We start from the raw sequence: 25,378 nt of genomic DNA, 5'->3' as shown, positions 1-25,378 counted from the left end.
CCTTTCGTTCGCGACTGCGGAACTCCGCCCCGCTGCGTTCCGCGCGCTCACGTGGAGTAGGCCGAGTTCTCGTGGACGTACGCGTGCGACAGGTCGTTGGTCCAGATGGTGGCGGCGTCGGCACCGGCGTGCAGGTCGATCCGGACGGTCACGGCGCGGCCGGTGAGGTCCACCTTGGCGCGGTCCTCGGCGGCGGCGCCGCCCCGGCACACCCAGATGCCGTTCACCGCGACGTCCACACCGTCCGGCTCGAAGACGGCGGCCGTGGTGCCGACCGCGGCGAGGATCCGGCCCCAGTTCGGGTCGTTGCCGAACAGCGCGGTCTTCACCAGGTTGTTGCGGGCCACCGTGCGGCCCACCTCGACCGCGTCGTCCTCGCTCGCCGCGCCGACCACCTCGATCGCCACCTCCTTTGTCGCGCCCTCCGCGTCGGCCAGGAGCTGCTGGGCGAGGTCATGGCAGGCGGCGGTGACAGCGGCGGTCAGCTCGTCGGCGGTCGGCTCGATGCCGGAGGCGCCGCTGGCCAGCAGCAGCACCGTGTCGTTCGTGGACATGCAGCCGTCGGAGTCGATCCGGTCGAACGTGACCCGCGTGGCGGCGCGCAGCGCGGCGTCCAGGGTGTCCGGCCCGGCCACCGCGTCGGTGGTGAGTACGCAGAGCATGGTGGCCATCGCCGGGGCGAGCATGCCGGCGCCCTTGGCCATGCCGCCGACGGTCCAGCCCGTGCCCCGGGCCACTGTCGTCTTGGGCCGGGTGTCGGTGGTCATGATGGCCTCGGCCGCGGCCGGGCCGCCGTCGCGGGACAGGCCGCGCACCGCCTCGCGTACGCCGGGAAGCAGTTTGTCCATCGGCAGCCGCTCACCGATCAGGCCGGTCGAGCAGACGGCGACCTCGCCGGCGCCGACGATGAGCCGGGCGTTCGCGGCGGTGATCGCGGCGGCGGTGTGCTCGGCGGTGGCGTGGGTGTCCTGGAAGCCGGCCGGCCCGGTGCAGGCGTTCGCGCCGCCGGAGTTGAGCACCACGGCGCGCACGACGCCGCCGTGCACGACCTGCTGGCTCCACAGCACCGGGGCGGCCTTGACGCGGTTGGCGGTGAAGACACCCGCCACACCGGCGTCCGGGCCGTCGTTGATCACGAGGGCGACGTCGGCGGCGCCGGAGGACTTCAGTCCGACGGCGACACCCGCGGCGCGGAACCCCCGGGGGACGGTGACGCTCATGGAGCCACTCCAAACACGGACAGACCGGTGGTCTCGGGGAGACCCGTCATCAGGTTGGCGTTCTGCACGGCCTGACCGGCCGCGCCCTTGCCCAGGTTGTCGATCGCGCTGACCACGATCACCCGCCCCGAGTCGACGTCGACCGTCGCCTGGAGGTGGCAGGAGTTGGAGCCGGCGGTGGCGGCGGTGTGCGGCCACGCCCCCTCGGGCAGCAGGTGCACGAACGGCGCGTCGGCGTACGCGGCGGCCAGCACCGCGCGCGGGTCGGCGTCGCCGGTGGGCACCGCGGTGACCGTGGCAAGGATGCCCCGGGGCATCGGCGCGAGCACCGGGGTGAAGGAGAGGCCGGTCGCGCCGGTGGCCTGCTTGATCTCCGGGACGTGCTGGTGCGCGCCCACCTTGTAGGGCGTCAGGTCGCCCATCACCTCGCTGCCGAGCAGGTGGGCCTTGGCGGCCCGGCCCGCGCCGGAGGTGCCGGAGGCGGCGACGACCACCACGTCGTCGGGGCGTACCGCACCGGCGGCGATCAGCGGCGCGAGCGCCAGCGTGGTCGCCACCGCGTAGCAGCCGGTGCTGGCCACCCGCGTCGCGGCGGCGATCTCGGCCCGCTGGCCGGGCAGCTCGGGCAGCCCGTAGGTCCAGGCGCCGGCGTGCTCCCCGCCGTAGTAGCGGGCCCAGCCACCGGCGTCGCGCAGCCGGTGATCCGCGCCGAGGTCGACCACCTTGACCGTGTCGGGCAGCGCCGCGGCGAGTGCCGCCGACTGCCCGTGCGGCAGGGCCAGGAAGACCAGGTCCGCGTCGGCGAGGGTCGCCGCCTCGGTCGCGGCGAACACCAGGTCGAGGCCGGTGAGGTGCGGGTGTACGGCGGTGACGGGCCGGCCGGCCTGGCTGTGCGCGGTGGCGGTGATCAGCTCGAATTCGGGGTGACCGGCGAGCAGGCGCAGCAGTTCGCCTCCGGCGTATCCGCTCGCCCCGGCCACCGCTGTCCGAATGCCCATACTAACCTCCGCATGAATATGCGAAGAGGTTAGCAGCGGACGCGACCCGGATGCAAGTTCATACGGTGTACTGCATGATGCTTCGGATGGTCAGTCCGGCGCCAGCGCGGTGAGCGCGCCGGCCGTGAGCGCCGCGACACCGGCCGGCAGCGCCAGCCCCACGTGCGGCGCGAAGAACGGGCTGTGGTTGGCCGGCAGCGCGGCGAGCTTCTCGGCGGCGCTGCCACCGCGGGCCGCCCGCCACTGGCGCGGGCCGACGACACCGAGCATCCAGTATCCGCTGGGGATCCCCTCGGCGGCGAGCAGCGGGAAGTCCTCGGCCGCCAGCGACGACGGCCACCAGGCCACCCGCTCCGCGCCGAACGTCCGCTCGTGGGCGGCGCGCAGCCGCGCGGCCACCTCCGGATCGCCCCGGTAGGCCGGGGTCCGCGACACCACTCGGAGCGACGGCTCCACCGGGCTCCCGGCGGCCTCGCAACAGCCCCGCACCGTCCGGATCACCCGGTCCCGCACGTCGTCCAGCGCCCGTTCCGACAGCGCCCGGATCGTGACGCCCAGCGTGGCCTCCTCCGGGATCACGCCCGGGTGGTGGCCCGCCCGCAGCGAACCCACAGTCACCGTCACCTGCTCGGCCGGCCCCACCTGCCGGGCCACGATGGTCTGCAACTGGACGACGACAGTGGCGGCGAGCACCACCGGGTCGACACACAGGTGCGGGGTGGCGGCGTGCCCGCCGCGGCCGGTCACGGTCACCTCCAGGGTGACGCAGCCCGCGGTCATCGGCCCGGCCCCGTGCGCGACCATGCCCGCCGGCAGCGGCGCCGCGTGCTGTGCCAGCAGGAGATCCGGCCGGCCGAACCGGTCGTACAGCCCGTCCGCGATCAGCGCCGCCGCGCCGGTCAGCGTCTCCTCGGCCGGCTGTCCGAGCACGAGCAGCCTCCCCCGCCAGCGGTCCCGGACACGATCCAGGTGAGCCGCGGCGCCCACCGCCGCGGCCAGGTGCAGGTCATGCCCGCAGGCGTGCATCACCGGCACCCGGCGGCCCTCGCCGTCGACCGCGCCGACCGTGCTCGCGTACGGCAGCCCGGTCCGCTCCGCGACCGGCAGCGCGTCCAGTTCCGCGCGCAGCATCACCGCCGGACCGGCGCCGTTGGTCAGGACGCCGACGACGCCGTGCCCGCCGATGCCGGTGGTGACCGCGCAGCCGGCCTGGCGCAGCGCGGCCGCGAACCGGGACGCGGTGCGCTCCTCCGTCCCCGACAGCTCCGGTCGGGCGTGCAGATCGCGGTAGAGCGAGCCGGCCCGGGCCAGGACACCCGCGTCGGGGGCCGGATCCGGAGCGCGGGCGGCGGCGAGCGGACCGGGTGACACCATGCCGCTGAGCCAACCGCAAGCCGCTGTCACACCGCTCACATCCGGTGACAGCGATCCGGGGGTCCGGACGACGGCGATCGGTGAGCGCCGTGCGGTGTGCTCGTCCCAGGCCGGAGGAACCGGCCGGACACGACCCCCTTGGAGTCATCATGGCGCCCGAAACCGACCTCAACGCCCTCGCCGAGGAGATCCTCGAGCTGGAGTCCGAGACCTTCGCGATCTCCGACTACGCCGACGCCTCCGAGGCGATCCTGGCCTCCTGCTCCTCGTCGGGCACCACCTCGACCTGCAGCAGCACCACCTCGACCACCAGCTGCTCGGCCTGAGCGGATCGGTCACGACGTAGGGCCGCCCCGGCACCGGGGCGGCCCTACGTGCGCGTGTCCGGCCGCCGGCGCGGCGGCCGGCTCACGGGAACGGGTGGGGAACGCGGCGCAGGTCGTCGTCGGTGAGCGCCGCCCCGGCCAACCCCGCCGCGTACGGGGCGGTGCGCAGGCGGGGCAGGTGCAGCGCCCGCTGACGCAGCCAGCCGAAGTCGATCGGCAGCAGGCCGGGCACCACCACGCACACCGACCGCAGCCCGACCGCCTCCTGCTCCGGGCTCGTCTGGTCGACCAGGATCGCCCGGTGGCCGCGCCGGTGCAGGGTGTCCAGGACCCGGCCCAGGTCGTCGAGGAGGTCCCGGGCGCCGGCCCCACGATGGCTGGCGAAGACGGTCGCGACGTCCCAGGCCGCCGCCTCGCGCAGGTACGTCGCGGCGTGCCGGGCCATCCGGGGCAGGCCGAAGAGGGCCGAATGGTCCGGCAGCCGGTGGACCAGGCCGTAGTCGTCGGCCATCCGCTCCAGCTCCGCCCGCCGCCGACGCACCGTGGCCGGCTGGTGCGGGATGTAGGTGAGCGCCTCGGCGACCGCGCCGGCCACCGCCTGCTCCGGGTCGACGTGCGCGGCGGCGGCGAAGGAGAGCAGTCCGGGCCCACCGTCGTGGCGGACCGCCAGGCTGGTCACCACCGGCACGTCGAGGTCGATCCGGTTGTCGAAGGCGTGCAGCGCGTAGCCCTGCAGCTCGGCCCGGTCGGCCATCGCCCGCACCGCCGGAGAGCAGCTCGCCAGGTCGATTCGCGGCAGCGTCAGGTTGCCGTACCAGCCGAGCAGGAAGGCGTCCCGCTCGATCAGCTCCAGCAGCCCGAACAGGGCGGCCTCGGCCAGGCAGCTGCCGGTGGCGCAGCCGCTGGAGGACGAGAGCACGAACGTGTCGTCGGCCGCCGGGGAGCTGTAGAAGCAGAGCCGCCGGGGCACCAGCACCGGCCGGCCGGTGTGCAGGTCCCGGCCCCACACCCAGGGGATCGGCCGGTCCGGGTCGAAGCGGCGCAGGATCGGGTCGCGGTCGTACACCTCGTCCGGGTAGCTGCCGCACTCGTCCGGGTGCAGGGCGTGCCCGGCGACGTCCGCGTACGCGGCGACGACGGGGGTGAGGTTGCGCCGCCGGTGGGTGCCCGCGTGCCGTTCCAGCCCTTCCAGGTACGCCAGCGAATGGCTGGCGTCGTAGCCGGTGGACTGGCCGCTGAAGGACACGTCGAGCAGCCCGCCGTAGCCCCGGATGAAGACGCTGCCCGTGACCGGGGCGGTGGTGGGCGAGGTGATGGTGAGCCGGGTGCCGGCGCCGAGCGCCCCGCAGACCGGGTTGACCAGGGCGGCGCGGGGCAGCGGGTAGTCGCCGGGGGCGCGCAGCCGGTAGGCGTCGACGGCCGGCTTCGGCGCCGGCCGGTCGAGCCTCGGCACCTCGGCCGGCGAGTCGGGGCGTGCCCTCGAACACGTCGGGCAGCGCGGCTCCGCCAGCACCGGGTGGGTGCGTACCCGCAGGGTGGCCAGCTCCAGCCGGCTGACCCGGGCGAGCCGCCGGTCGGGGTCGTCCCACGTCGGTGGCGCGGTCCGGGCCGGCGTGGCGTGCACCGCCCGGTACAGGTCCCACACCGCGTCGAGCTGGTAGTCGGTGAGCCGGGGCCACGGCCCGATCGCGATCGGACCGTGGCCGGTCTCCAGCGCGTCGCGTTCGCTGCGGCCGCGCAGCCGCTGCCAGCGGACGGCCAGGCAGTGCCCGCAGGCGGCCCCCGGCGAGGCGCCGGCGATCGGGCCGACCAGCACCGCGTCCGCGCTCAGATGCACGGTGGCGCGCCGCCGGTGCGGCGCCGCCCCGCTCAGCGCGTCGGCGGCGCCCAGCGTGACCACCCGGGGCGCCGGCCCCACCGGCCGCGCCGTCCAGCGCCGCCGCAGGTGCTCGTCGAGCCGGGCCGCGGCGGCGGACAGCGGGGCCGGGGGCGCCGGCGCCGCCGGCCCGGTCACGAGCTGTGGCTCCACCGGAAGGTACGCACGCCGACGACCGCGAAGACGACCGCGAAGGCGGCCAGCGCGCCGCACGCCACCAGATAGTCCGTCATGGAACCGAACCCGGTGAAGGCGTACGCCATGCCGTCGTTGACGTAGCGCAGCGGCAGCGCCCGGGAGACGCCCTGCAACCACCCGGGCATCAGCTCCAGGGGATAGAACGACCCCGACAGGAAGGCCATCGGCACCACGATGCAGTTGGCGATCGCGGCCACCGCCTCGGCGGTGTCCGCACGCGAGCCGACGATCAGGCCCAGCGCCAGGAACGTGGTCACCGCCAGCAGCATCATCGGCAGGGCCAGCGGCCACCGGCCGTCCGGACGCATGCCCAGGAAGGGCAGCATGGCCACGCCGACGAAGACCAGGCTCTGCGCGACGCCGATGGCGAGCGCGACCGCGTAGCGGGAGCCGACCACCGACCAGATGCTCGTCGGCGACAACCGGATGATGCGCAGCAGGTCGTCGTTGCGCCACTGCATCAGCGTGAACGACACCCCGAACAGCGCGGCGCTGGCCAGGCCCCACGACAGCACGCCCGGCGCGATGAAGTCGATGTATCCGTGGCCGGTCTCGGCGACCTGCTGGTTGCGGAAGATCAGTCCGAAGATGACCAGGAAGACCAGCGGGAACGCGAACGTGAAGAACAGCGTGGTGCCGTCCCGGACGCTCGCCTTGTAGCTGGCCCGGGCCAGGGCGGTGTATGCGCTCATGCCTGCGGCGCTCCCATCAGTTGCAGGTAGACGTCTTCCAGGGTGGCCGGCCGGGTCTCCACCTCGTCGAGGCCGCCCTCGGCGCCGAGGGCGGCGAGCACCCGGGCCGTCTGGGTGGTACGCAGGACGACCGCGCCGTCCTCGAAGTCGATCCCGTCGACGCCGTCGATCCGGCCGGCCTGCTCCGCGCTGAGCCGGCCGGCGGGGACGACGAGACGGGCGCGGACACCGGATCGCGCGATCAGCTCCCGTGGGCTGTCCAGGGCCAGGACGCGCCCGGCGGCGAGGATGGCGACGCGGTCGCACAGCCCCTGCGCCTCGTCCAGGTGGTGGGTGGTGTAGACGATGGTCTTGCCGCCCGCCTTCAGCTCCCGCAGCAACTGCCCGAGATCACGGCGGGCCTGCGGGTCCAGGGCAGCGGTCGGCTCGTCCAGGAAGATCACCTGGGGGTCGTGCACGATCGCCGAGGCGATGGCGAGGCGCTGGCGCTGTCCACCGGAGACGTTCGTGACCCGGATGCCGGCCGAGTCGGTCAGCCCGACCAGCTTCAACGCCCGGTCCGCGGCGGACGCGGGCAGGCCGTAGAGCGCGGCGACGGTCACCAGGTGTTCGCGGGCGGTCAGCCGGGTGAAGAACGCCGACCGCTGGGTCTGCACGCCGATCAACGGCAGCAGGTCGAGGTTGCGCGGCGTCGGCGACATGCCGAGCACCCGGACGGTGCCGCTGTCCGGGGTCCGCAGACCCTCGATCATCTCGATGAGCGTCGTCTTGCCCGCGCCGTTGGGCCCGAGCATGCCGAAGAACTCGCCCCGGCCGATCGAGATGGTGATGTCGTCCACCGCCCTCACCTCGCCGTACGACTTGCTCACGGAATCCAGCGCGATGGCCGGATCGTCGGTGGCTGGCATGGTCACGCCTTTCGGTTGTGGGCTTGGATGTTCTGCTGGTGTGACGGAGAGGACCGGCCCGCGGGGCCGGCACGCCGGGGCCGGGCCAGCCAGCCGGCGAGTGTCAGGGCGACGATCGCGGCGGGCAGGACATGTCCGAGCACGCCCAGTGTGGACTCCAGGAGCGCGCCGGCGAAGTAGACCACACAGGCGGCCACCGTCACGGCGGCGAACAGCCACCACAGGCCGTACAGACCGAGGCGTACGGCGGCCCGCCTCGGGTAGCGGGCATGACCGCGGCCCGGCAACCGGCCGAGGGCGGTGTACAGGTAGCGGCGGCTCTCCGGCGCCAGGTCCAGCGTGTCCAGGAGGTGGCCGGCCATCTTGTAGCCGTCCAACGGTGGGAGCGGAACGAAGTTGACAGCGGTCTGCACGGCGGCGACGAGGACGTACGCGCTGAACAGACGGTCGGCGAAAGCGCCCGGCAGGACGGCCAGGGCCGTGCCGACGAGCAGCAGCACCAACCCGTTCGCCACCCCGCCGGCGGCGGCGATCACCACCTGGTCCCGCCGTCTCGCCAGGTACGCGTAGTCCTCGATCTCGCAGGTGAGCGTGACCAGGTTGATCCGCTTGACGGTGGCGCCGAGCCGGACCGCGGTCAGCGCGTGCGCGAACTCGTGGGTGGCCGCGCCCGCCCAGGCGAGCAGCCCGAGCAGGAGCAGGCTGAGCGGGTCCGTGAACGCCGGACGGGCCGCCTGCCACAGCGGCCCGGCGTACCGGGCGACGGCCGCGAGCAGCACCACCACCAGCAGTCCCCACCCGGCGACGGACGCGGGGCCCAGCAGCGGGCCCAGCAGCCGGGCCCACCTGTCGAGCCGGCCGCTCCGCGCCGCCGGGACCGCCTCCGGCTCACCGGGTCCGCCGGCGAGCAGGTCCCGCTCGTGCAGCAGCCACAACAGCCGCACCCAGTGGTCGTCGCCGAGCCGGCGGCCGTACGCGGCCGCGTACTCGTCGCCGACCTCCGCCAGGGAGCGGACCCCGTCCAGCCGGCGCACCAGGAAGCGCTCCTTGTCCGACAGCTCGAAAGCCCGGCCGCTGCGGCGGTCCTTGACCAGGTGGACGGTGGCCGGTCCCCGGTTCAGCGGGCGGGAGAAGAGCAGGTCGTCGCGGAGGCGGGGACGCTTGCCGAGCAGCGCCGGGCTGGTCACGCCGCCACCGCCGGCTCCCGCAACACCCGGGCGAGCAGGTAGGACAGGTAGGCCTCGTCGCGGATGGTGGCGTGCAGCCGGTTGTTCGTCATGTGCAGGTACGGCGAGAGCAGCGCGGCCAGCGCCTCGGCCGGGTCGGTGACCACCCGCTCCCCGCTGCCGTCCCACGACCGGAGGATCAGCCGGCCGGACGCGGCCAGCCCGAGCACCCGCTCCCGAAGCTCGCCGGCGTGCTCGGCCCAACCGCGCAGGAATCCGGGCAGGTGCGGGACATCCCCCCGCGCCACGAGGTCGAGGATCCGTTCGACCCGCGGCCCCAGCTCCGGCGCGACCCCGTCGTACATCCGGCGGTACTCCTCGGCCCCGATCAGCTCGGTGCCGGCGAACGCCCGGTGCCAGAAGTGGTGGTAGCGGTCGAGGAAGTCGACCAGTTCCGCCCGGTCCGGCAGGAACGTCCCGGCCAGCACCGTCATCAGCTGGGCGGCCGTGCCCAGCAGCACCGGTCGCAGGTGCAGGTTCATCGTCGCGAGGGCCCGCAGCACGACGTCGCTGGAGTGCCGGAAGTGCCATTCGGCGACCTCGATGCCGTCCGGCCCGCCGTACTTCCCGTACTCCGGCTCGTAGGGCCGGTAGCTCACCGAGTTGTTGGGTTGCAGCAGCATCTGGCCGTTGCCGTCGACCAGCTCCGCCGGCCGTCCGGCCGGGAACTCCAGGGCGAACAGGATGTCGTACAGCTCGCGCAGGTAGCCGGTGCCCATGGCGTACAGGGCGGGGCGGGTGGTGAGGAACCGGCCGATCGCCGCCTCGGCCAGCGCCCGCACCGCCGGTTCGTCCGCCGGGGTACGGGGCCGCAGGCGCAGCCGCACGTGCGGCCCCTCCAGCCAGTAGTTGATGAAGAAGTGGCCGGCGAGCAGGTTCTGGTCGGTGAGCTCGCGGATCAGCGGCGCCACACACTCCACGAGCAACGGCTGCGGGTTGGCGGCGTAGAACACGTGCAGCGCCAGCCAGTCCCCGCGGGGGTCGGTGGGCGCGGCGGCCGACACGGTCATCGGATCCTCCCAGGGTCGGTGCGGAAGGTCTCCACGGCCAGCTCACAGACGTGGCCGCCGTGCTCGCCGCGGGCCGTCAACTCGTCGGCGGCCGGCAGCATCTCGCGCAGCACCACCAGGTCGTCGGGGGCGTCGAGCGAGGCCCGCAGCGCCTGCAACGACAGCGGGCTGTCGAAGTCCACGTACTGCGGTTTGGGGTTGGTGCCGGCGCGGGCCGCGCCGGCCGGGTGGACGGTGGCGAAGACCCGGGCCGGCACGTCGTGCTCCGCCCGCCACCGCCGCCAGCGCAGGAAGGCCTCGGCCTCGGCGCCCGGGTCGTCGGTCTGCGGCAGGTCGCCGGCCCGCGCCGACCAGCTACGGCGGCTGAGCACCACGTTGCCGGCGCGCAGCCGGGGCCGGGTCGTCACGCCGTCGAGGGCGGGCCGGGCGGGCACGCCCCGCCACGGATCCAGCCGCACCATCGACGCGGGCGAGAGCAGCAGCAGGGTACGCGGGATCTGCGGCAACGCCATCGGCACCAGGTAGCCGAGGTAGACCGGGATCACCTCGCGGTCGAGGCGGGTGGAGCGCAGCGCCACCCGGTCCGTGCCGGGGTCGTGCACCAGGTGCAGGTCGTCGAGGGTGAGCTGCCGATCCGGCTCGACGTCGCTGGTCTCGCCCGGGCAGACGATGACGTGGTCGGTGAGCCGGTCGTGCAGGTTCAGGTTGGTGGTGGCCGCCCCGCCGGTCAGCTCGGCGAAGACCGCGCCCGGCGGGGCGACGGACCTGGCCTGCGCGCGCAGCCGCTCGGCGAGACTCGGCGTGTCCCCGGCGAAGCAGTGGGTGAACCGGCTGAACGGGAAGGACAGCCCGCCGAAGGACTGGTTGAGCACCAGCAGCGGCTCCGGCTCGCGCGACGCCACCTGCACGAAGTGCCCCTGCGGGCGGAACCCGCCGGCGGCGCCGCCGAGCAGTTCGCCCACCTCGTCGAGGAGCGCGTCCGGCAGCGGCAGCTCGGTCCGCCCCGGATCCGCCGCGACCAGCCGGCGCAGCCGCTCGGCGAACGCCTGCCGGGCCGCGTCCAGCGCGGTCATCTCGGGCCGGCCCAGCCAGTTCTCCTCCGGCGTGTAGCTGCCGTCCTCGGCGAACGACCGGCGGCCGGAGACGTAGGAGGCGTACTGGTCGTAGAGGTCGTCGTGGAAGTCCTCCACCAGACGCAGCAGGTCGTCGCACCGGCCGCCGACGCCGAACCGGGCCAGGAAGAAGCCGTGGAACATGATCCGGTGCGGCAGGTTCTGGTCGAACGCGGGCAGCACGCGTTCCACCGCGGCCAGCCCGTCGCCGACCAGCCGCCGCCAGGCGGGCGCGCTCACCGGCAACGGCCCGCCGTCGATCCGGCTGTCCTCGTAGAGCAGGGTCTGTGGCAGCGGCGGATCCGGTTCGCCCAGGTCCGCCATTGTCGCCCGCACCGCCGTCCGCAGCTCGTGCGTCACCTGCCGGCGCCGGGCCAGGTCCCCGTCCCGGTAGGCGTCCACCAGTTCGGCGATCGCGGTGAGGTGGGCGGCGGTCCGGACGGCCCACTGGCGGTCCAGGCCGGACAGCGCGCCGGCCAGCGCCCGGACCGGGTCGGCGCGGTGCACGTCGACGTCCAGGCCGACCAGGCGCAGCATGCCCAGGCGCAGCAGGGTGGACAGGTACGCCTGCCCGTCGGCCCGGTCCGCGCCGGTCAGCTCGCACAACCGGTCCACCAGCTCGCCGCCGCGGATCGTGCCCCGCCGCTGCAACAGCGCGGTCAGCTCGTCGAGGACCCCGCTGCGGCGCAGGAAGAACAATCCGTCCCGGACCGAGTCGAAGCTGACGGCGGCGCTGTCGTCGCCGGCGGTCACCCAGTGCCGCACGTAGCGGATCCGCTCGGCGTCACGCCGCCAGCCCGGGCTCAGCGCCACCGGCAGGTCGCCGCGCCGCACCGGATCGGCGCTGATCAGGTCGGCGATCCGGCCGACAAGCACCACGTTGAGCCGTACGTGCCGCTGCCACCGCTCCCCCACGGCCACCCCGAGACCCGCCGCGTCGTCGTCGAACCGGCCGAGCGCGACGGCGGTGAAGGTGCTGAACGGGCTGGTCTTGCAGGCGGTGCGGTAGAGGTAGGACAGCAGCGAGCGCTCGACGCGGCGGGCGCGCTTGTTCGCCGGGCGGCCCGGATCCGGCGGGGTTCCGGTGGCGAGTTGCTGGTCCAGGGTGGGCGAGGCGAGCTGGAGCCCGCCGCGCAGCCGGGGCTCGTCGGCCAGCTCCCACAGTCGCCGGCGGGCCCGGGCGACGTCGGCGGCGAACACGGCCGCGCCCTCGTGTTCCAGCCGGGCCAGGCGCTCCCGGCCGGTGAGCCACCGCCGCAGGCCCGGTGCGGACTCGGGGGCGATGCGCTCGACCACGGCGAGGGCCGGCCCGGGGTCGGCGGGCAGCACGTTGTTGTGTACCTGCCGGCGCAGGGCCAGCAGGCGACGGCGGGCCTCCTCGTCGTCGTTGCCCTTGATCAGGTCGTGCAACAGGTCACCGACCCGGGCGCCGTCGGCGGCGAGCCGGTCCCGCAGCGCGAGGACCTCCTCGGCCCAGTCGGTCGCGCGAGGGCACCGCAGTCCGTCGACTGTCGACAGCGGCAGCCCGGCGATCCGGGCGATGAACCAGTCGCCGGTGCGCCAGTCACGGGTCGCGGCCGACGTCCGCGCGCTCGGCGCGGGCACCGTCGACGTCATGACAGCTCGTAGCGGTAGTCGCCGAGCCCCGGCCGGTCGTGACCGGCCAACATGATCAGCAGCGGGAACTCACCGGTGTCCTCGAGCGCCAACTCCTCCACGTAGGAGACGCTGTCGAAGCCCAGCGCCACCCCGGCGCCGAGGCGCAGCGCGGCGGCCACCGTGTAGAAGGTCTGTGAGATCGCCCCGACGGTGGCGTTCACCAGGTTGTAGCCACGATCGCCGGTGGCGTCGAGCACCGCGTGGGTGCGGACGGTGGGCACCAGGACGACAGCGGCCTGCTCCAGGTTGTAGTTGGCCAGGAAGTAGTTGCGCTGCAGGAACCGGCCGGGTGGCCCGTCGGAGGCCGGGAGCAGGGCGTGGCTGCCCGGGTCGTACTCGTAGCCGCCCGCGGGGACGCCGTCGACGTGGTTGACGAACGCGTAGAGCTTCGCCAGCGGCCGGTCCGCCGGGCCGTCGATCTCGCTGGGCACCGTGGTGGCGGCGGTCGCACTCAGAAGCGCGGCGAGTTGCCCGGCGGAGATCCGCCGGCTGGCCAGGAACCGGCCGAAGCTGCTGCGCCGACGGGCCAGCGCCGCGCCGACCGGCATGTCCATGGGCGCCGCGGGCGGCAGCGCGAGGCGTCCGGGGTGGGTGGGCGCCGGATGCGCGCCGGCGTCGGCGAGCGCGCCCACCGGCGGTCGCCGTACCGCCGCGGCGGTGCTGCGGTTGACCCGTTGCAGGAGGTCGAAGTCGAGCCGGGTACGGGAGCGTTCCCGGTCGGTGTGCCGAACCCGGACCGGGCCCGATGGCAGCACCCCGTCGGCCCGGTCGGCACGGTCGTGACCGGCCCAGGTGAGCGGCACGACGGCGAACAGCGCCTCGGCGTCGGGATCCAGACCGAGCAGGCCAGCCACGGCGGCCTGGTCGAACCAGAGGACCGGCCGGATCCGCCGGCCCTGACCCGCGGCCCACAACCGCCAGGTCTGCAACAGGGTGCCCACGTCCATCGACACGGCGTGGTACGAGAAGTTGTTGTACTTGAACGCGTTCTGCCAGAACTTGACGCCGATCACCAGGAACTGGGTGGCCGGCTCCGACCGGCCGACCGCCGCGTTGAGCCGGTCGGTGACGTCCCCCGCCATCAGTCGCTGCACGGCCTGCCGGGCGTGGGCGTAGTAGTAGACGCCGGGGAGGACACCCGCACCCGGCCCGGCGACCCAGTAGACGCTGCACGGGTAGAGACCACCGCCCGAGGCGGTGCCCCGGTGCCAGTTGGCGTGCGCGTACGAGGGAAGCGCGGCCAGGTCGGTGTTGGCCTGCACGCCCAGCCGCCGGCCGAGCAGCCCGTACGAGTCGCGCAGCAGGCCCGCGAGCAGGCGCGTGGTGAACGGCTCGTCGGCGTCGCCGTCCGGCCGTAACGCCGTGTCGAGCGGGGCGTCCGCCGATGCCGGAGCCGGCAGCGGGAAGGCCGCCGCGTCCGGGTAGTACTTGCCCCGGCGGGGCGCGTCCCCCCAGTCGGGGGTGAAGCCGGCGGGCGGCATCGGCTCCCGGCCGCGGCGCAGGATCGCCGTCGCGTACGCGTGGGCGTAGCCGGCGGGTTCAGTCGTCATGGCGCACCTCACGGGAACGGGTGGGGAACGGAGTGGATCTCGTCGTCGCGCAGATCGCGGTCGAGGAGTCCGGCGGCACGGAAGGCGGTACGCAGCCGGGGCGCGTGGGGCGCGCGCTGGCGCATCCAGCCGAAGTCGATGGGCAGCAGGCCCGGCACCAGCACGCTCGCCGTGGCCAGTCCCAGGTCGTGCTGCTCGGGTGTGGTCTGGTCGACGGCGATCACGTCGAACCCGTGCCCGGTGACCGCCTTGAGGCAGTACTCCAGGTCGTCCCGCAGGTCGGCGGAGATCGGCGGGGCGGGACGGTCCGGCCCGTACAGCTCGGCCGTCGCCACCGGCGCGCGACCGCTGTCCAGCAGGAACCCGGCGTGCCGTCGCATCTCCGGCAGCCCGTACAGCAGCGGGTGATCGTGCAGGCCGCGCACCTGGGAGAAGTCGGTCACCATGGTCCGCAGCCGCGGTTCGTCGGCGCCCGCACGCAGCCGCACCATCACCGAGTCGGTGGCGATCTCGCACAGGGCCGCGGTGACGGCGGCCTGCGGGTCGAGGCTCGCGCCGCCGCCGAAGGCGAGGGTGCCGAGGCCGCCGTCCTCCCGCACGGCGACCGCGGTCACCACCGGGATGTCGAAGGTCATCCGGGCGTCGAAGAACCGGGCCCGGTAGCCGTACATGGCCAGCCGGTCGATCATCAGCCGGGTCTGTCGCCGGTCGATGGTGGCCGCGTCGATCTCCGGCAGGGCCCGCCCGCCGTACCAGGCCAGGAGGAACGCGTCGCGTTCGATCGCCTCCATCAGGCCGTGGTAGACCGCCTCCACCAGGGAGCCGCCCGACGCGCACCCGTTGGAGGTCTCCTGGACGAAGCGTTCCTCGACGCCGGCGGCGTGGTAGTAGACCAGGACCTCGGGCACCAGCACGGCCCGCTGGTCGCGCAGCGACCATCCCCAGACCCAGGTGATCGGCCGGTCCGGGTCGAAGCGGTGCACGTACGGGTTGGCCCGGTAGAAGTCGTCGGCGTAGACGCCGCACTCGCGTGGGTCGAGGGCGTCGTCGCCCAGTTCCCGCAGGGTCGCGGTGAGCGCTGTGTGCTTACGTCGCGGGCGCAGCCCGGCGGCGCGCTCCAGCCCTTCCAGCACCGCGACGCGGGCGCTGCGCCGGAAGCCGTCGGTGTGTCCGCCGTAGAGCGTCTCGCGCAGGTAGCGGCCGCTGCGCAGGGTGAACGAGCCGATCGCCGGCGCGGTGGACAGCGAGGTCAGGTCCTGCCACAGGGTCGAGCCGAGCGCACCGCACACCGGGTTGGCGAAGGCCTCCACGTCCAGCGGGTAGTCGTCGAGGTTCCGGCCCCGGAAACCGGCCGGGTCGCTCTTGGCGGTGGGCGTCAGCTCAATCGGGGCGAGTTCGCGCGCGTCCGGGACGGTCCCGCCGCAGGCCGGGCACTCCGGGTCCGCGACCAGCGGAACCCGGCGCACCCGCAGCGCCTGCAGGTCGACGTGGAGCACCACGGCCGGGCCGCCGGGCGCCGGGGCGCCGCCGTAGTGGGCGGCGACCAGGGCGGCCAGGAGGTCCGCGACGAACCCGATCGCGTACGGCCACGGGCCGGCCGCCCGGGTGTCGCCGCCCAACTCGACCGCGTCCCGCAGGTCGCGGTGCCGCACCGCCTGCCAGCGCCGGGCCAGGCAGGTCGCGCAGGCGCCCGAGGACGCCGCCGGGCCGAGCAGGACCACGTGCCCGTAGACCAGCACGCGGGGCCCACCGGCCGGGCGGGCCGGCGCGGTCAGCTCGTCCCGTACGCCCAGGGCGGCCACCTCGGCGGCGCACCCGCGCTCGGCCAGCAGCAGCGCCAGCCCGGCGCAGACCAGCTCGTCGGTCGCGGCGCTGTGGCTCACCGGCCCTCCTGGACGGTCAGCAGCACCTTGACCGCGACCAGCCCGCCGGCGGCCAGGTCCGCGCCGCCGACCGACGCCACCAGCACGTCGTGTCCCCGCTCGCGCAGCCCGTGGCGCACCTGTGACCAGCTCAGCGCGGCGCCGTCGGCCGGTGTCGTGTCCGCCACCGCCAGGGTGCCCGCGTCGAACTCGTCCAGCAGCGCGTCGCCGGTGTCCGGCGTGATCGCCGGATCCTGTGCGCGCAGCGCCGCCTGGCCCAGCACGTCCCGCAGGGCCGCCCCGGCCGCGACCGCGTGGACCGGGTCACCCGCCACGGCGTAACGCCACCGGCCGTCGGTCTGGTCGAGGTAGCGGGCCAGCAGCACGCTCAGCCCGGCCTCCGACGCGGCGGAGAGGTCGAGCAGTTCCACGGCGATCCCCAGGTTCGCCGCCGACTTGGTCAGGAAGACCAGTTCCGGATCGGCGCCGCGAGTGTCCAGGCGTACCTGCCGGGCGGCGGACCGGCCCTCGACTGCCGCACGCAACGCGTGGTACGCCAGCGCCGAGGCCAGGCCGCTCCGCACCGCCTCGGCGAGGTCGTCGCCGGCGCCCCCGCCGGCCCGCGTGGGCTCCGCGCCGCGGGCGCGGTTGGCCGCGCCGAACGGCTCCAGCACCGCGGCCGGCACCGCGGCCGCCGCGCCGGTGAGCACTGAGCGGGCCGCCGCCCAGCCGCCCCCGTTCGGCTCACCCCAGCCGGAGTCGAGGCCGAGCCGGGCGGCGTCGAACCGCGCCGCGTCGGCGGCGGGCGGCCGGAGGACGGCCGACCGGCCGGTGACTGTCACCGCGGCGGCCCGCAGCGCCCGTAGCCGGGCCGCCGCGACGTGGTGCACGTCGAACGCGTGGACGGTACGGCGGCGACCGCCCGGATCGGTGAGGTCGACCGCGCCGATCTTGATCGGGGTCTGGTCCCAGCGTTCGTCGTCGTAACGGCGGAACACACCCAGGTGCGGCTGGAGCAGCGGCTGGTGGGCGGCCAGCCGGGCCACGGCCGCCTCGGCCCGGGCCGACTCGTCGGCGCCGTCGGCGGCCGGCTCGTCGAGCGCGAGTTCCGCCGCGGGCGGCTCCGGCGAGTCCGGCCGGCAGAAGGCGCACCGCGGGTGGGGAAGCAGCGGCTCGGTCAGCACGTCGAGCGAGGCCAGATGCTGGACGATCAGCGCGCCGTCGGTCTCCGCCGGCAGCACGCCGGTGGTGAGCCGGAAGACCTCGTACGCGAGCAGGTTGCCGACCATCGCGGCCAGCGGCCCGTCCGGCTCGGCGACGACCGGCGCGGATCCGGCGGGCAGGGCGGCGGCCCGCCACACCGTGGCCGCCGCGCCGGTGTCGTCGTTGTCGGTGAGCCGGTTCATCGCGCAGCACCAGCATCCCCGGCGTCCTACGCCCTGCACCGGGCCGACGAGCATCCGCTCCCCGCAGACCCAGGCCGGCAGGAGCAGCCGGCCGGCCGGGATGCCCGCCGCGAGCAGCCGCAGCGTGTCGCGGGGCGCGCCGTCACCGGCGGCAACCACCACGAGGTCGGCGTCGAGGCCGGCCCAGCCGACGTCGCCGTCGGGCAGTTCGTCGACGGTGGCCGGACATCCCGCCTCGGTCAGCGCGGCCAGCTCGTCGGCGAGGCCGGGCGCGACGGCGGCCCGCACGGTCACCCCGGCGGCACCGTTGCGCAGCAGGGCGGTGGCGCAGGAGCGGGCGACGGGACCGTCGCCGAGCACCGCGACCCGGGTGTCGCGGAAGGCGGCGAAGCGGTGCGCCGGCCGATCGGTGTAGTGGTCGACGTAGGCGATCTGGGCGGCGAACGTCCCGGCCACGGCCGGGTCGAGGACCGTCTCCGGATCCTCCTCGGCCGGTACGTCCCGGGCGAAGCCACGCGCGTACAGCGCCTCGACCAACTCGCCGATCATGTCGCGTCGCGCGGCCGGCAGCGGCCGGCAGATGTCGGCGACCCGGTTGCGCCCGTTCAGGTGCGGCACGAGCAACGTCGCCAACCGGTAGGCGGTGCCGGAGGTCAGCCGGAAGCCACTGCTGGCGTTGTGGAACAGCACTCCGTCCTCGGTGCGGGTGAACAGCACGTCGTGTCGCATCCGCGGCCGGGTCTGAGCCACCGTCTCGTAGGCAGTGCTCATCCGTGGGTTCCCTTCTTCACTCCATCGGGTGTCGGTCCTCGGCCGGCCGCACCGTGCGCGTGCCGCCGCAGCAGGCCACGGATGCGGTACTGGTCCGCGGCCTCTTCCATCAGGCTCTGGTCGACGAGGTCGTCGAGCAGCTCACGGGCGCGGACCCGGTCGACGTCGAGCAGCACGGCGGCGGTGGGGACGGTGATCGTCCCCGGCGCTCCGGCGGCCAGCCGGAGGAAGGCGCCGGCGAGCACGTCGCCGGCCCGGGCCAGCGTCTCGTCGAACCGGCCGGCCAGGGACATCTCCGGGTCGCCGGGCAGGCTCAGCCGCCCGATCGGATCGACGCTCAGCCACCGGACGGCCTCGTCGAGGCTCATCCGGGCACGCAGCAGGACGCGTGTGGCGGCGATCCGCAGCGCCAGCGGCAGGTGTTCGCAGAGCGCCGCGAGTTCGGCCGCGGCCGATGACTCGGCCCGCACCCGTTCCGCTCCCAGTGCCACCCCGAGCAGGTCCAGTGCCTCCTGCGGATCGAGCGGTTCGACCCGGTGCAGCCAGCCGCCGAGCCGGGCGACCAGTGCGGACAGGCTGGGCCGGCTGGTCACCAGCAGCACGTCGTCCGGCCCCAGCACCGCCGGCAACCGCCGGGCCAGCGTCGCGTCGGCGACGTCGTCGGCCAGCAGCAGGCGGCGGCCGGTGGCGGAGCCCGAGGACACGACGGCGTCCGGGGCGCCCGGCTCCAGCTGCCGCACGCCGCCGGGGAAGTCCTCGGCGACGAGGCCGGCGACGTGCTGGGCGAGGGCCGTCTTGCCGACGCCCGGCAGCCCGCTGAGCACCACGATGCGGGTGCCCCCGCGCAGCCGGTCGGCGAGGGTGCGGCACAGCGCCGCCCGGCCGACGAAGCCCGCGACGGAGGTGGGCGGCCGGGCCGGTGCCGCCGGCCCGGGCCGGGGTGCCACCGCGGCCACCGGCGCCGGCGCCTCGCCGCGCAGGATGGTCAGCTCCAGCCGCCGCAGCCCCGCACCCGGGCCGACGCCCAGTTCGTTGTCGAGGTGCTCCTTGATCCGGCGCAGCTCGGTGAGCGCGTCGGCCTGCCGGCCGGTGCGGTAGAGCACCTCGACGAGGCTCGCGGCGAAGCGCTCGTTCGCCGGATAGACGCGGGTCGCGGTCCACAGATCCACCAGCGCCGACCGGTCACGACCCAACCCGATCTTGAGGTCGCAGAGCCGTTCGATGACCCGGACGCGTTCCTCGTTCACCCGGGGCACGACGTCGCGGTGCAGCGCCTCCGACGGCACGTTCGCCAGCATCGGCTCGCTCCACAGGGCGAGCGCCTCCTCCAGCGTCGCCAGTTCCGTCTCCGGGTCCGTCTCGGCGCGGGTGCGGCCGGCCAGCTCACGGAAGCGCATCAGGTCGACGGTCTGCGGACCGGCGGTGATCCGGTAGCCGCCGGGCACGGTCCTTATCGCGTTCGCGGTCAGCCCGTGCCGCTGGAACAGTTGGCGCAGCCGCAGCGCGCAGGTCTGCAACGCGGCCCGGGCCGAGACCGGCGGGTCGTCGCCCCAGATCGCCTGCTGCAGCGCGGCGACCGACACCACCTCGTCGGGATGCAACAGCAACGCCGCCAGCAGGCAGGTCACCTTCGACGGCGGCAGCACCAGCGCGTCGGCGGCCGTGGTCAGGGTCAGCGGGCCGAGGACGCGAAAGGCGGCGGCCGGCGTGGACGCCACCGGCTCCGGATCACACCGAGCGGGCAGGCTCGCCACGTTCGATTCCACGGTGATCCTCCCTTCGGGTTGATCCGACGAGCACCGATCAGGTGACCGTCCACCCGCGCAGCGCGGGTACGCTCCGGATCGCGCGCTCACAGACGCGCTGCACGATGTAGTCGGAGATCGCCTGTTCGGAGGCGACGGTGAAGACCGCTACGGCCAGCCGTCCGGCGATCTCACGGGCGTGGATGTGGCGGATGCCGTCGGCCACTGCGGCGTTGAGCCACAGCAGGTCCGTCAGCTCGCCGGCGGAGAGACCGCGGTCATCGTCCGGCGGCCGCAGCGCGAGCCGGGTGAGCAGCACGGCAGACCTCCGGTGAGCCGGACCGCCCGGGTTCGCGCCTCGACGTCGCCCATCGTCGGCATGTCCGCATCGCCGCCCCTTCCGTGTCGCCCCGCCGGCCGGCGGGTGTTGCATCGAGGGTGATGCGTGGGACCGGGCCCGTCACGTCTCCGCGCACCGGCGGAACCGGCCACGGCCGGTTCCGCCGCGTACTCCGACGCATAAATCAGGCATTTTCTGTTCGGTCCCGCAGATGCGCGTCTCAAATGGCGGTGATCACTTGCGTTAATGCCACGTACATCAATCTGTTATCTAACCCGAGGCTGCGCCTCCATTAGTGTGACGATCGAATCCCGGGGGAGGGAACGTGATCGACAGATTGGGGCTGTCCGCCACCGACGAGGCCGTCTACTGGGCGATGGTCGACAATCCGGCATGGGATGTCGAGGACCTCGTGACCGGCCTGGGCATGCCGGAGACGGCCGTCCACGACGCCCTCACCGCGCTCGCCGACCACGCGATGATCCTGCCCTCGTCGAACCGGCCGGGCAGCCTCCGCGCGGTGAGCCCGCAGCTCGGCCTGCTCGTCCTGCTCGATCAGGCGGAGCAGCGGACGGTCGCTGAGCAGGCAAGGATCCAGGCGACCCGCGCTTCCGTGCTGGCCCGTGCGGCCAGCCAGGACGACAACGAACGAGAGGAGATCGTCCGGCTGAAGGGTGTCGACGAGCTGCGGGACCGGCTCTCCGAGCACGCCCGCACGGCCACCCAGAGCGTCATGATGCTGACCGGCGGCCTGGCGATTCCGCAGCAGATCAGGGAAAGCGGAGGCGCCCTGACCCGGATGGCACTGGCTCGCGGCATCACCATCCGGCACCTCTACCAGGAGGGCATTCTTCAGGACCCGGCCTCCTGCGCCTATGCCGAGGAGATGGCCGAATGCGGGGAGGACATCCGGGTGCTGCCGGGGGCCCCGGTGCGGATGACGCTCGTGGATCACAGAATCGCTCTCCTGCCGATCGAATCGCACGTCGGCCGGGGCGCGGTGGAAATCCGCAGCGTGCGGCTGGTCTCCGCGCTCTGTCTGTTGTTCGACCTGTTGTGGGAGAAGGGCGTCCCGTTCTCCCAGTGGACCGGGAGCAGTCTCGACGGGCTGACCAAGCAGGCGACCGCCATCCTGCGGCTGCTGCGCCGCGGGCGTACCGACGAGGCGATCGGCCGCCAGCTCGGCCTGTCCGAGCGCACCGTGCGCCGTACGGTCGCCGACATCATGAAGCGCCTGGACGCCGAGAGCCGCTTCCAGGCCGGTGTGGAAGCGGCTCTGCGCGGCTGGATCTGACCGCGCCGACGGCGGGCAACCAGCTCCGGGAGCCGGTTGCCCGCGATCTCGCCGGCAGCGGGCCGGTCAGGCCCCCCGCAGGGTGGCGCCGACGCGTTCCGCGGCCCGGGCGACCGCCGCGTCCCGGGCGGCCACCGCCTCCTCGCCCGCGAGGGTCCGGTCCGGGGCCCGGAACGTCAGCTTGTACGCGAGCGACTTGCGTCCCGCGCCGAGCTGCTCGGAGGTGTAGACGTCGAACAGCCGGACGTCCTCCAGCAGCACGCCCGCGCCCTCGACCAGGGCCGCCCGCACCTCGGCCGCCGGCACCGAGTCGTCCACCACAAGCGCCACGTCGATCAGGGCCGGCGGGAACGTGGAGATGGTCGGGCCGGACACCAGCGGGGCGGCGGGCAGCGCGTCCAGGTCCAGTTCCATGGCGCAGGCACGCCGGGGCAGCTCCAGCGCGGCCAGCACGGCCGGGTGCAGCTCACCGGCGTGGCCGACGACCACGTCGTCCACCACCAGTTCGGCGCAGCGGCCCGGGTGCCACGGCGCCCGCTCCCCGGCCCGTACCGTCACCCGGTCGGCGGGGATGCCCGCGGCGTCGAGCACCGCCCGGCCCGCCTCGACCGCGTCCGCCCAGCCGGCCGGCCGGCCCGCGCCCCACCAGCCGGCCGGTTCGATCTCGCCGGTGAGCGCCACCGCGACGTGCCGCGGCTGGGCCGGCACCACCGCGTCGGCGGCGGCGAACTCCTCGTCGGTGGGCCGCCGGTCCACGCCCATCGCGGGCGGGGCCCCGGCGCCGGGACGCGGGTGGAAGACCGTGCCGATCTCGTAAATCGCCACGTCCCGCTGACCCCGGCCGACGTTGCGCTTGACGATGCCCAGCAGCGGGCCGAGCAGCGTGGTGCGCAGCAGCGGCTCCTCCTCGGACAGCGGGTTCGCCAGGCGTACCGCCGGGCGGCGCGGGTCGTCGGCGGGCAGGCCGAGCTGGTCGGCCAGCTCGGGCGCGACGAACGGCTGCGCCAGCACCTCGACGTAGCCGCGCTCCGTGAGGGAGCGGGCGACGGCCCGGCGGCGCTGCTGCTGCCAGGTCAGGCCCCGCCCGGGCGGCGCGGTGGGCAGCACCGACGGCACACGGTCGTAGCCGTCGAGGCGTACCACCTCCTCCACCAGGTCGGCCGGGTCGGTCAGGTCGGGCCGCCAGCTCGGCGGCGTCACGGTCAGCACCTCGCCGCCCCCGGCGGCCGTGCCGGCGGTGCCCGGGTCCTCGGCGAGCCGGTCGGCGCCGCCTGTGACGGTGCAGCCGACCTGCTCCAGCAGTTCCGCCACCCGCTGCGGCGAGTAGGCCACACCGACCCGCCGCGAGGGCAGGTCCACCGGCAGCGTCACGGGCGTACGCGGCGCGACGTGGTCGATGTCGAGCACCTCGGCGCCGGCCGTGCCGCCCGCCAGGTCGGTGAGCAGCCGGACCGCCTTCTCCAGCGCGACAAGCGGCAGCGCCGGGTCGACGCCGCGCTCCCACCGCTTCGCGGCCTCGCTGAACAGCTTGTGCCGCCGAGCGGTACGGCCGACTGTCGCCGGATCCCAGTGCGCCGCCTCGAACAGCACGTTCGTGGTGGAGGCGAGCACCTCGCTGGTCTCGCCGCCCATCACCGCCGCGAGCGAGATCGGACCGGTGTCGTCGCAGATCACCAGGTCCTCGGCGGACAGTGTGCGGTTCACCCCGTCCAGCGTGGTCAGCTTCTCCCCCGCCTCGGCGCGGCGCACCACGAGCGTCCCGGCGATCCGGTCCGTGTCGAAGGCGTGCATCGGCTGGCCGAGTTCGAGCATCAGGTAGTTGGTGATGTCGACCGGCAGCGAGATGCTGCGCACTCCCGCGGCGGTGAGCCGCTGCCGCATCCAGCCGGGCGTCTGCACGGCCGGGTCGACGCCGCGCACCATCCGCGCCGCGAACCTGTCGCAGCCGACCGGGTCACGGACCTCCACCGGGTACGCCGGCTCGGCGGTCGCGCCGGGCGCGGGCGCGTCGGCCGGGTCGCGGAACGGCACACCGAGCGCGTGCGACAGCTCCCGGGCGATGCCGCGCACGCTCAGCGCGTACCCGCGGTCCGGGGTGATCTCCATCTCGACCACGACGTCGTCCAGGCCGACGACGGGCCGGGCGTCGTCGCCGGGCTGGGCCTTGACGTCCTCGGGCAGCACGATGATGCCCGAGTGGTCGTCGCCGAGGCCCAGCTCCTGCGCCGAGCAGATCATGCCGTGGGAGTTGCGCCCGTACGTCTTGCGCGCGCCGATGGCGAAGCCGCCGGGCAGCACGCCGCCGGGGAGGATCACCACGACCTTGTCGCCCACGGCGAAGTTACGCGCGCCGCAGACGATCTCCTGCGGCTCGCCGGTGCCGTTCGCGGCGCCGACGTCCACCCGGCAGAAGCGGATCGGCTTCTTGAAGCCGGTCAGCTCCTCGATCTCCAGGACCTCGCCGACGACCAGCGGGCCGGTGACCGACTCGCGCAGGTCCACCACGGACTCGACCTCGATGCCGAGGTCGACCAGCGCCTGCTCCAGGTCGCCGGTGGGCAGGCCGGCCGGCAGGTCCACGTACTCCCGCAGCCAACTGACAGAGACTCGCATGACTGTTAAACCACCGTTCCCGTAGCTCAGGCGCCGAACGCGCGGGTGAACCGCACGTCGCCCTCGGCCATGTCCCGCATGTCACTGACGCCGTGCCGGACCATCACGGTCCGGTCGATGCCCATGCCGAACGCGAATCCGGAGTAGACCTCCGGGTCGATGCCGCAGGCGCGCAGCACCCGCGGGTTGACCATGCCGCAGCCGCCCCACTCGACCCACTGCGGACCGTCCCGGTGCTCCGGGAACCAGACGTCGAACTCCGCCGACGGCTCGGTGAACGGGAAGTAGTGCGGGCGCCAGCGGGTCTTCGCCCCCTCGCCGAACATGGCCCGGGCGAAGTGGTCGAGCGTGCCGCGCAGGTGCGCCATGGTGATGCCCTTGTCCACCACCAGGCCCTCGACCTGGTGGAAGACCGGCGCGTGGGTGGCGTCCAGCTCGTCGGTGCGGTAGACCCGGCCGGGCACCACCACGTAGATGGGCGGCTTGCGGCTGAGCATGGTGCGCGCCTGCACCGGCGACGTGTGCGTGCGAAGAACGAGGCCGGAACCCTCGGGTGCGATGTGGAACGTGTCCATCAGGCCGCGCGCCGGGTGGTCGGCCGGGATGTTCAGGGCGTCGAAGTTGGTCCACTCCAGCTCGACCTCGGGGCCCTCGGCCACCTCGTAGCCCATGCCGATGAACAGGTCGCTGATCTGCTCCATCAACACGCTCAGCGGGTGGCGGGCGCCACGCGGCCGGCGGTCGTACGGCAGGGTCACGTCGACCCGCTCCTCGACCAGCACCCGCTCCGCCTGCTCCCGGTCCAGGATCTCCTGCCGGGCGGCGTACGCGGCTTCGACGGCCCGGCGGGCCTCGTTGACCCGCTTGCCGGCGTCGGCCTTGGCGGCCGGCGGCAGCGCGCCGATCTCCCGGCGGGCCAGCGACACCGGGGAGCGGTCGCCGAGGTGCGCGGGGCGCAGCGCGGCGAGCGCGTCCGGGTCGGCGGCCCCGGCGAACGCCTTCTCGGCGTCGGCCACGGCCCCGGCCAGGGCGTCCGGGTCGAGCAGGGCGACCTGCTTCGGGTCGTACGGATCGTTGCGGTAACTCATGGTGAACGGGCACTCCCTCACGGCGGCACCGACCCTCGCGGGTGGCTAGGCGAGTCTACGGACGCGCGGCTTCGCCGCAGCCCGCCGGTGGGGAGTCGTGCAGGGGGAAG

At 74.4% G+C, this 25,378-nt stretch carries 18 protein-coding genes; 2 read left to right on the top strand and 16 right to left on the bottom strand.

All coding sequences use genetic code 11. The features are described 5' to 3' along the window. Positions 1–47: 47 nt before the first annotated feature. The 3 genes from argJ to ACFYON_RS25475 form a co-directional block, all read right to left on the bottom strand. On the bottom strand, positions 48–1,220 hold the full coding sequence (argJ, locus tag ACFYON_RS25485) for a bifunctional glutamate N-acetyltransferase/amino-acid acetyltransferase ArgJ (RefSeq protein WP_354866851.1): 1,173 nt from the start codon (positions 1,218–1,220) through the stop codon (positions 48–50). Then, the gene (gene argC, locus ACFYON_RS25480) at positions 1,217–2,218 is read right to left on the bottom strand and encodes an N-acetyl-gamma-glutamyl-phosphate reductase (RefSeq protein ID WP_354866853.1); all 1,002 of its coding nucleotides are present in this window, start codon (positions 2,216–2,218) and stop codon (positions 1,217–1,219) included. Before argC ends, argJ begins: the two co-directional genes overlap by 4 nt. A 90-nt stretch (positions 2,219–2,308) precedes the next feature. Continuing rightward, positions 2,309–3,592, bottom strand: a complete 1,284-nt coding sequence (locus tag ACFYON_RS25475) for an amidohydrolase (RefSeq protein ID WP_354866855.1) — start codon at positions 3,590–3,592, stop codon at positions 2,309–2,311. Positions 3,593–3,741: 149 nt separating this feature from the next. Here ACFYON_RS25475 and ACFYON_RS25470 point away from each other — a divergent pair, with 149 nt between their 5' ends. Further along, a complete protein-coding gene (locus ACFYON_RS25470) occupies positions 3,742–3,918 on the top strand; it encodes a thiazolylpeptide-type bacteriocin (RefSeq protein WP_073827725.1) in 177 nt (58 codons plus the stop codon). A gap of 82 nt (positions 3,919–4,000) precedes the next feature. Here ACFYON_RS25470 and ACFYON_RS25465 read toward each other — a convergent pair whose 3' ends face one another. Genes ACFYON_RS25465 through ACFYON_RS25415 form a run of 11 tightly spaced genes read right to left on the bottom strand, consistent with a single transcriptional unit; the run spans position 4,001 to position 20,252 of the window. Continuing rightward, positions 4,001–5,932 (bottom strand): TOMM precursor leader peptide-binding protein, encoded by a 1,932-nt coding sequence (locus ACFYON_RS25465; protein WP_387189143.1) that lies wholly within the window; start codon positions 5,930–5,932, stop codon positions 4,001–4,003. Then, entirely contained in the window at positions 5,929–6,684 is a 756-nt protein-coding gene (locus tag ACFYON_RS25460) for an ABC transporter permease (protein WP_354866859.1), read from the bottom strand. The genes ACFYON_RS25465 and ACFYON_RS25460 overlap by 4 nt, the downstream gene beginning before the upstream one ends. Beyond that, a complete protein-coding gene (locus ACFYON_RS25455) occupies positions 6,681–7,592 on the bottom strand; it encodes an ABC transporter ATP-binding protein (protein WP_354866861.1) in 912 nt (303 codons plus the stop codon). The genes ACFYON_RS25460 and ACFYON_RS25455 overlap by 4 nt, the downstream gene beginning before the upstream one ends. Positions 7,593–7,594: 2 nt before the next feature. Next, positions 7,595–8,779 carry a peptidase M50 gene (locus tag ACFYON_RS25450; RefSeq protein ID WP_387189138.1) on the bottom strand — a complete coding sequence of 395 codons (1,185 nt, stop codon included), beginning with the start codon at positions 8,777–8,779 and terminating at the stop codon, positions 7,595–7,597. Then, the gene (locus tag ACFYON_RS25445) at positions 8,776–9,828 is read right to left on the bottom strand and encodes a lantibiotic dehydratase C-terminal domain-containing protein (RefSeq protein WP_355096544.1); all 1,053 of its coding nucleotides are present in this window, start codon (positions 9,826–9,828) and stop codon (positions 8,776–8,778) included. Before ACFYON_RS25445 ends, ACFYON_RS25450 begins: the two co-directional genes overlap by 4 nt. After that, positions 9,825–12,557 (bottom strand): lantibiotic dehydratase, encoded by a 2,733-nt coding sequence (locus ACFYON_RS25440; RefSeq protein ID WP_357706797.1) that lies wholly within the window; start codon positions 12,555–12,557, stop codon positions 9,825–9,827. Before ACFYON_RS25440 ends, ACFYON_RS25445 begins: the two co-directional genes overlap by 4 nt. Beyond that, positions 12,554–14,149, bottom strand: coding sequence for a nitroreductase family protein (locus tag ACFYON_RS25435; RefSeq protein WP_357706799.1), 1,596 nt, complete (start codon positions 14,147–14,149; stop codon positions 12,554–12,556). The genes ACFYON_RS25440 and ACFYON_RS25435 overlap by 4 nt, the downstream gene beginning before the upstream one ends. Before the next feature lie 8 nt (positions 14,150–14,157). Continuing rightward, the gene (locus ACFYON_RS25430) at positions 14,158–16,032 is read right to left on the bottom strand and encodes a TOMM precursor leader peptide-binding protein (protein ID WP_357706801.1); all 1,875 of its coding nucleotides are present in this window, start codon (positions 16,030–16,032) and stop codon (positions 14,158–14,160) included. Continuing rightward, positions 16,029–18,188: a TOMM precursor leader peptide-binding protein gene (locus ACFYON_RS25425; RefSeq protein ID WP_354866872.1), complete on the bottom strand. Its 2,160-nt coding sequence runs from the start codon at positions 18,186–18,188 to the stop codon at positions 16,029–16,031. The genes ACFYON_RS25430 and ACFYON_RS25425 overlap by 4 nt, the downstream gene beginning before the upstream one ends. Further along, positions 18,185–19,954: a BTAD domain-containing putative transcriptional regulator gene (locus ACFYON_RS25420; protein WP_387187889.1), complete on the bottom strand. Its 1,770-nt coding sequence runs from the start codon at positions 19,952–19,954 to the stop codon at positions 18,185–18,187. Before ACFYON_RS25420 ends, ACFYON_RS25425 begins: the two co-directional genes overlap by 4 nt. A gap of 37 nt (positions 19,955–19,991) precedes the next feature. Further along, positions 19,992–20,252, bottom strand: a complete 261-nt coding sequence (locus ACFYON_RS25415) for a hypothetical protein (RefSeq protein WP_354866874.1) — start codon at positions 20,250–20,252, stop codon at positions 19,992–19,994. Positions 20,253–20,649: 397 nt separating this feature from the next. On the opposite strand from ACFYON_RS25415, the gene ACFYON_RS25410 reads away from it, so the two are divergent. Then, the gene (locus ACFYON_RS25410; RefSeq protein ID WP_354867589.1) at positions 20,650–21,567 is read left to right on the top strand and encodes a helix-turn-helix transcriptional regulator; all 918 of its coding nucleotides are present in this window, start codon (positions 20,650–20,652) and stop codon (positions 21,565–21,567) included. A 66-nt stretch (positions 21,568–21,633) separates the two neighbouring features. On the opposite strand, the gene pheT is transcribed toward ACFYON_RS25410, so the two are convergent. Together pheT and pheS are read right to left on the bottom strand one after the other, a co-directional pair. Next, on the bottom strand, positions 21,634–24,180 hold the full coding sequence (gene pheT, locus ACFYON_RS25405) for a phenylalanine--tRNA ligase subunit beta (protein WP_387189137.1): 2,547 nt from the start codon (positions 24,178–24,180) through the stop codon (positions 21,634–21,636). Positions 24,181–24,206: 26 nt separating this feature from the next. Next, a complete protein-coding gene (gene pheS, locus ACFYON_RS25400) occupies positions 24,207–25,268 on the bottom strand; it encodes a phenylalanine--tRNA ligase subunit alpha (RefSeq protein ID WP_355096094.1) in 1,062 nt (353 codons plus the stop codon). Positions 25,269–25,378 lie beyond the last annotated feature (110 nt).

This window comes from Micromonospora sp. NPDC005686, assembly GCF_042871665.1.
In the GTDB taxonomy this organism is placed as follows: domain Bacteria; phylum Actinomycetota; class Actinomycetes; order Mycobacteriales; family Micromonosporaceae; genus Micromonospora.
Note: the sequence above shows the minus strand (reverse complement) of the source record. Positions and strands in the feature narration are given on the sequence as shown.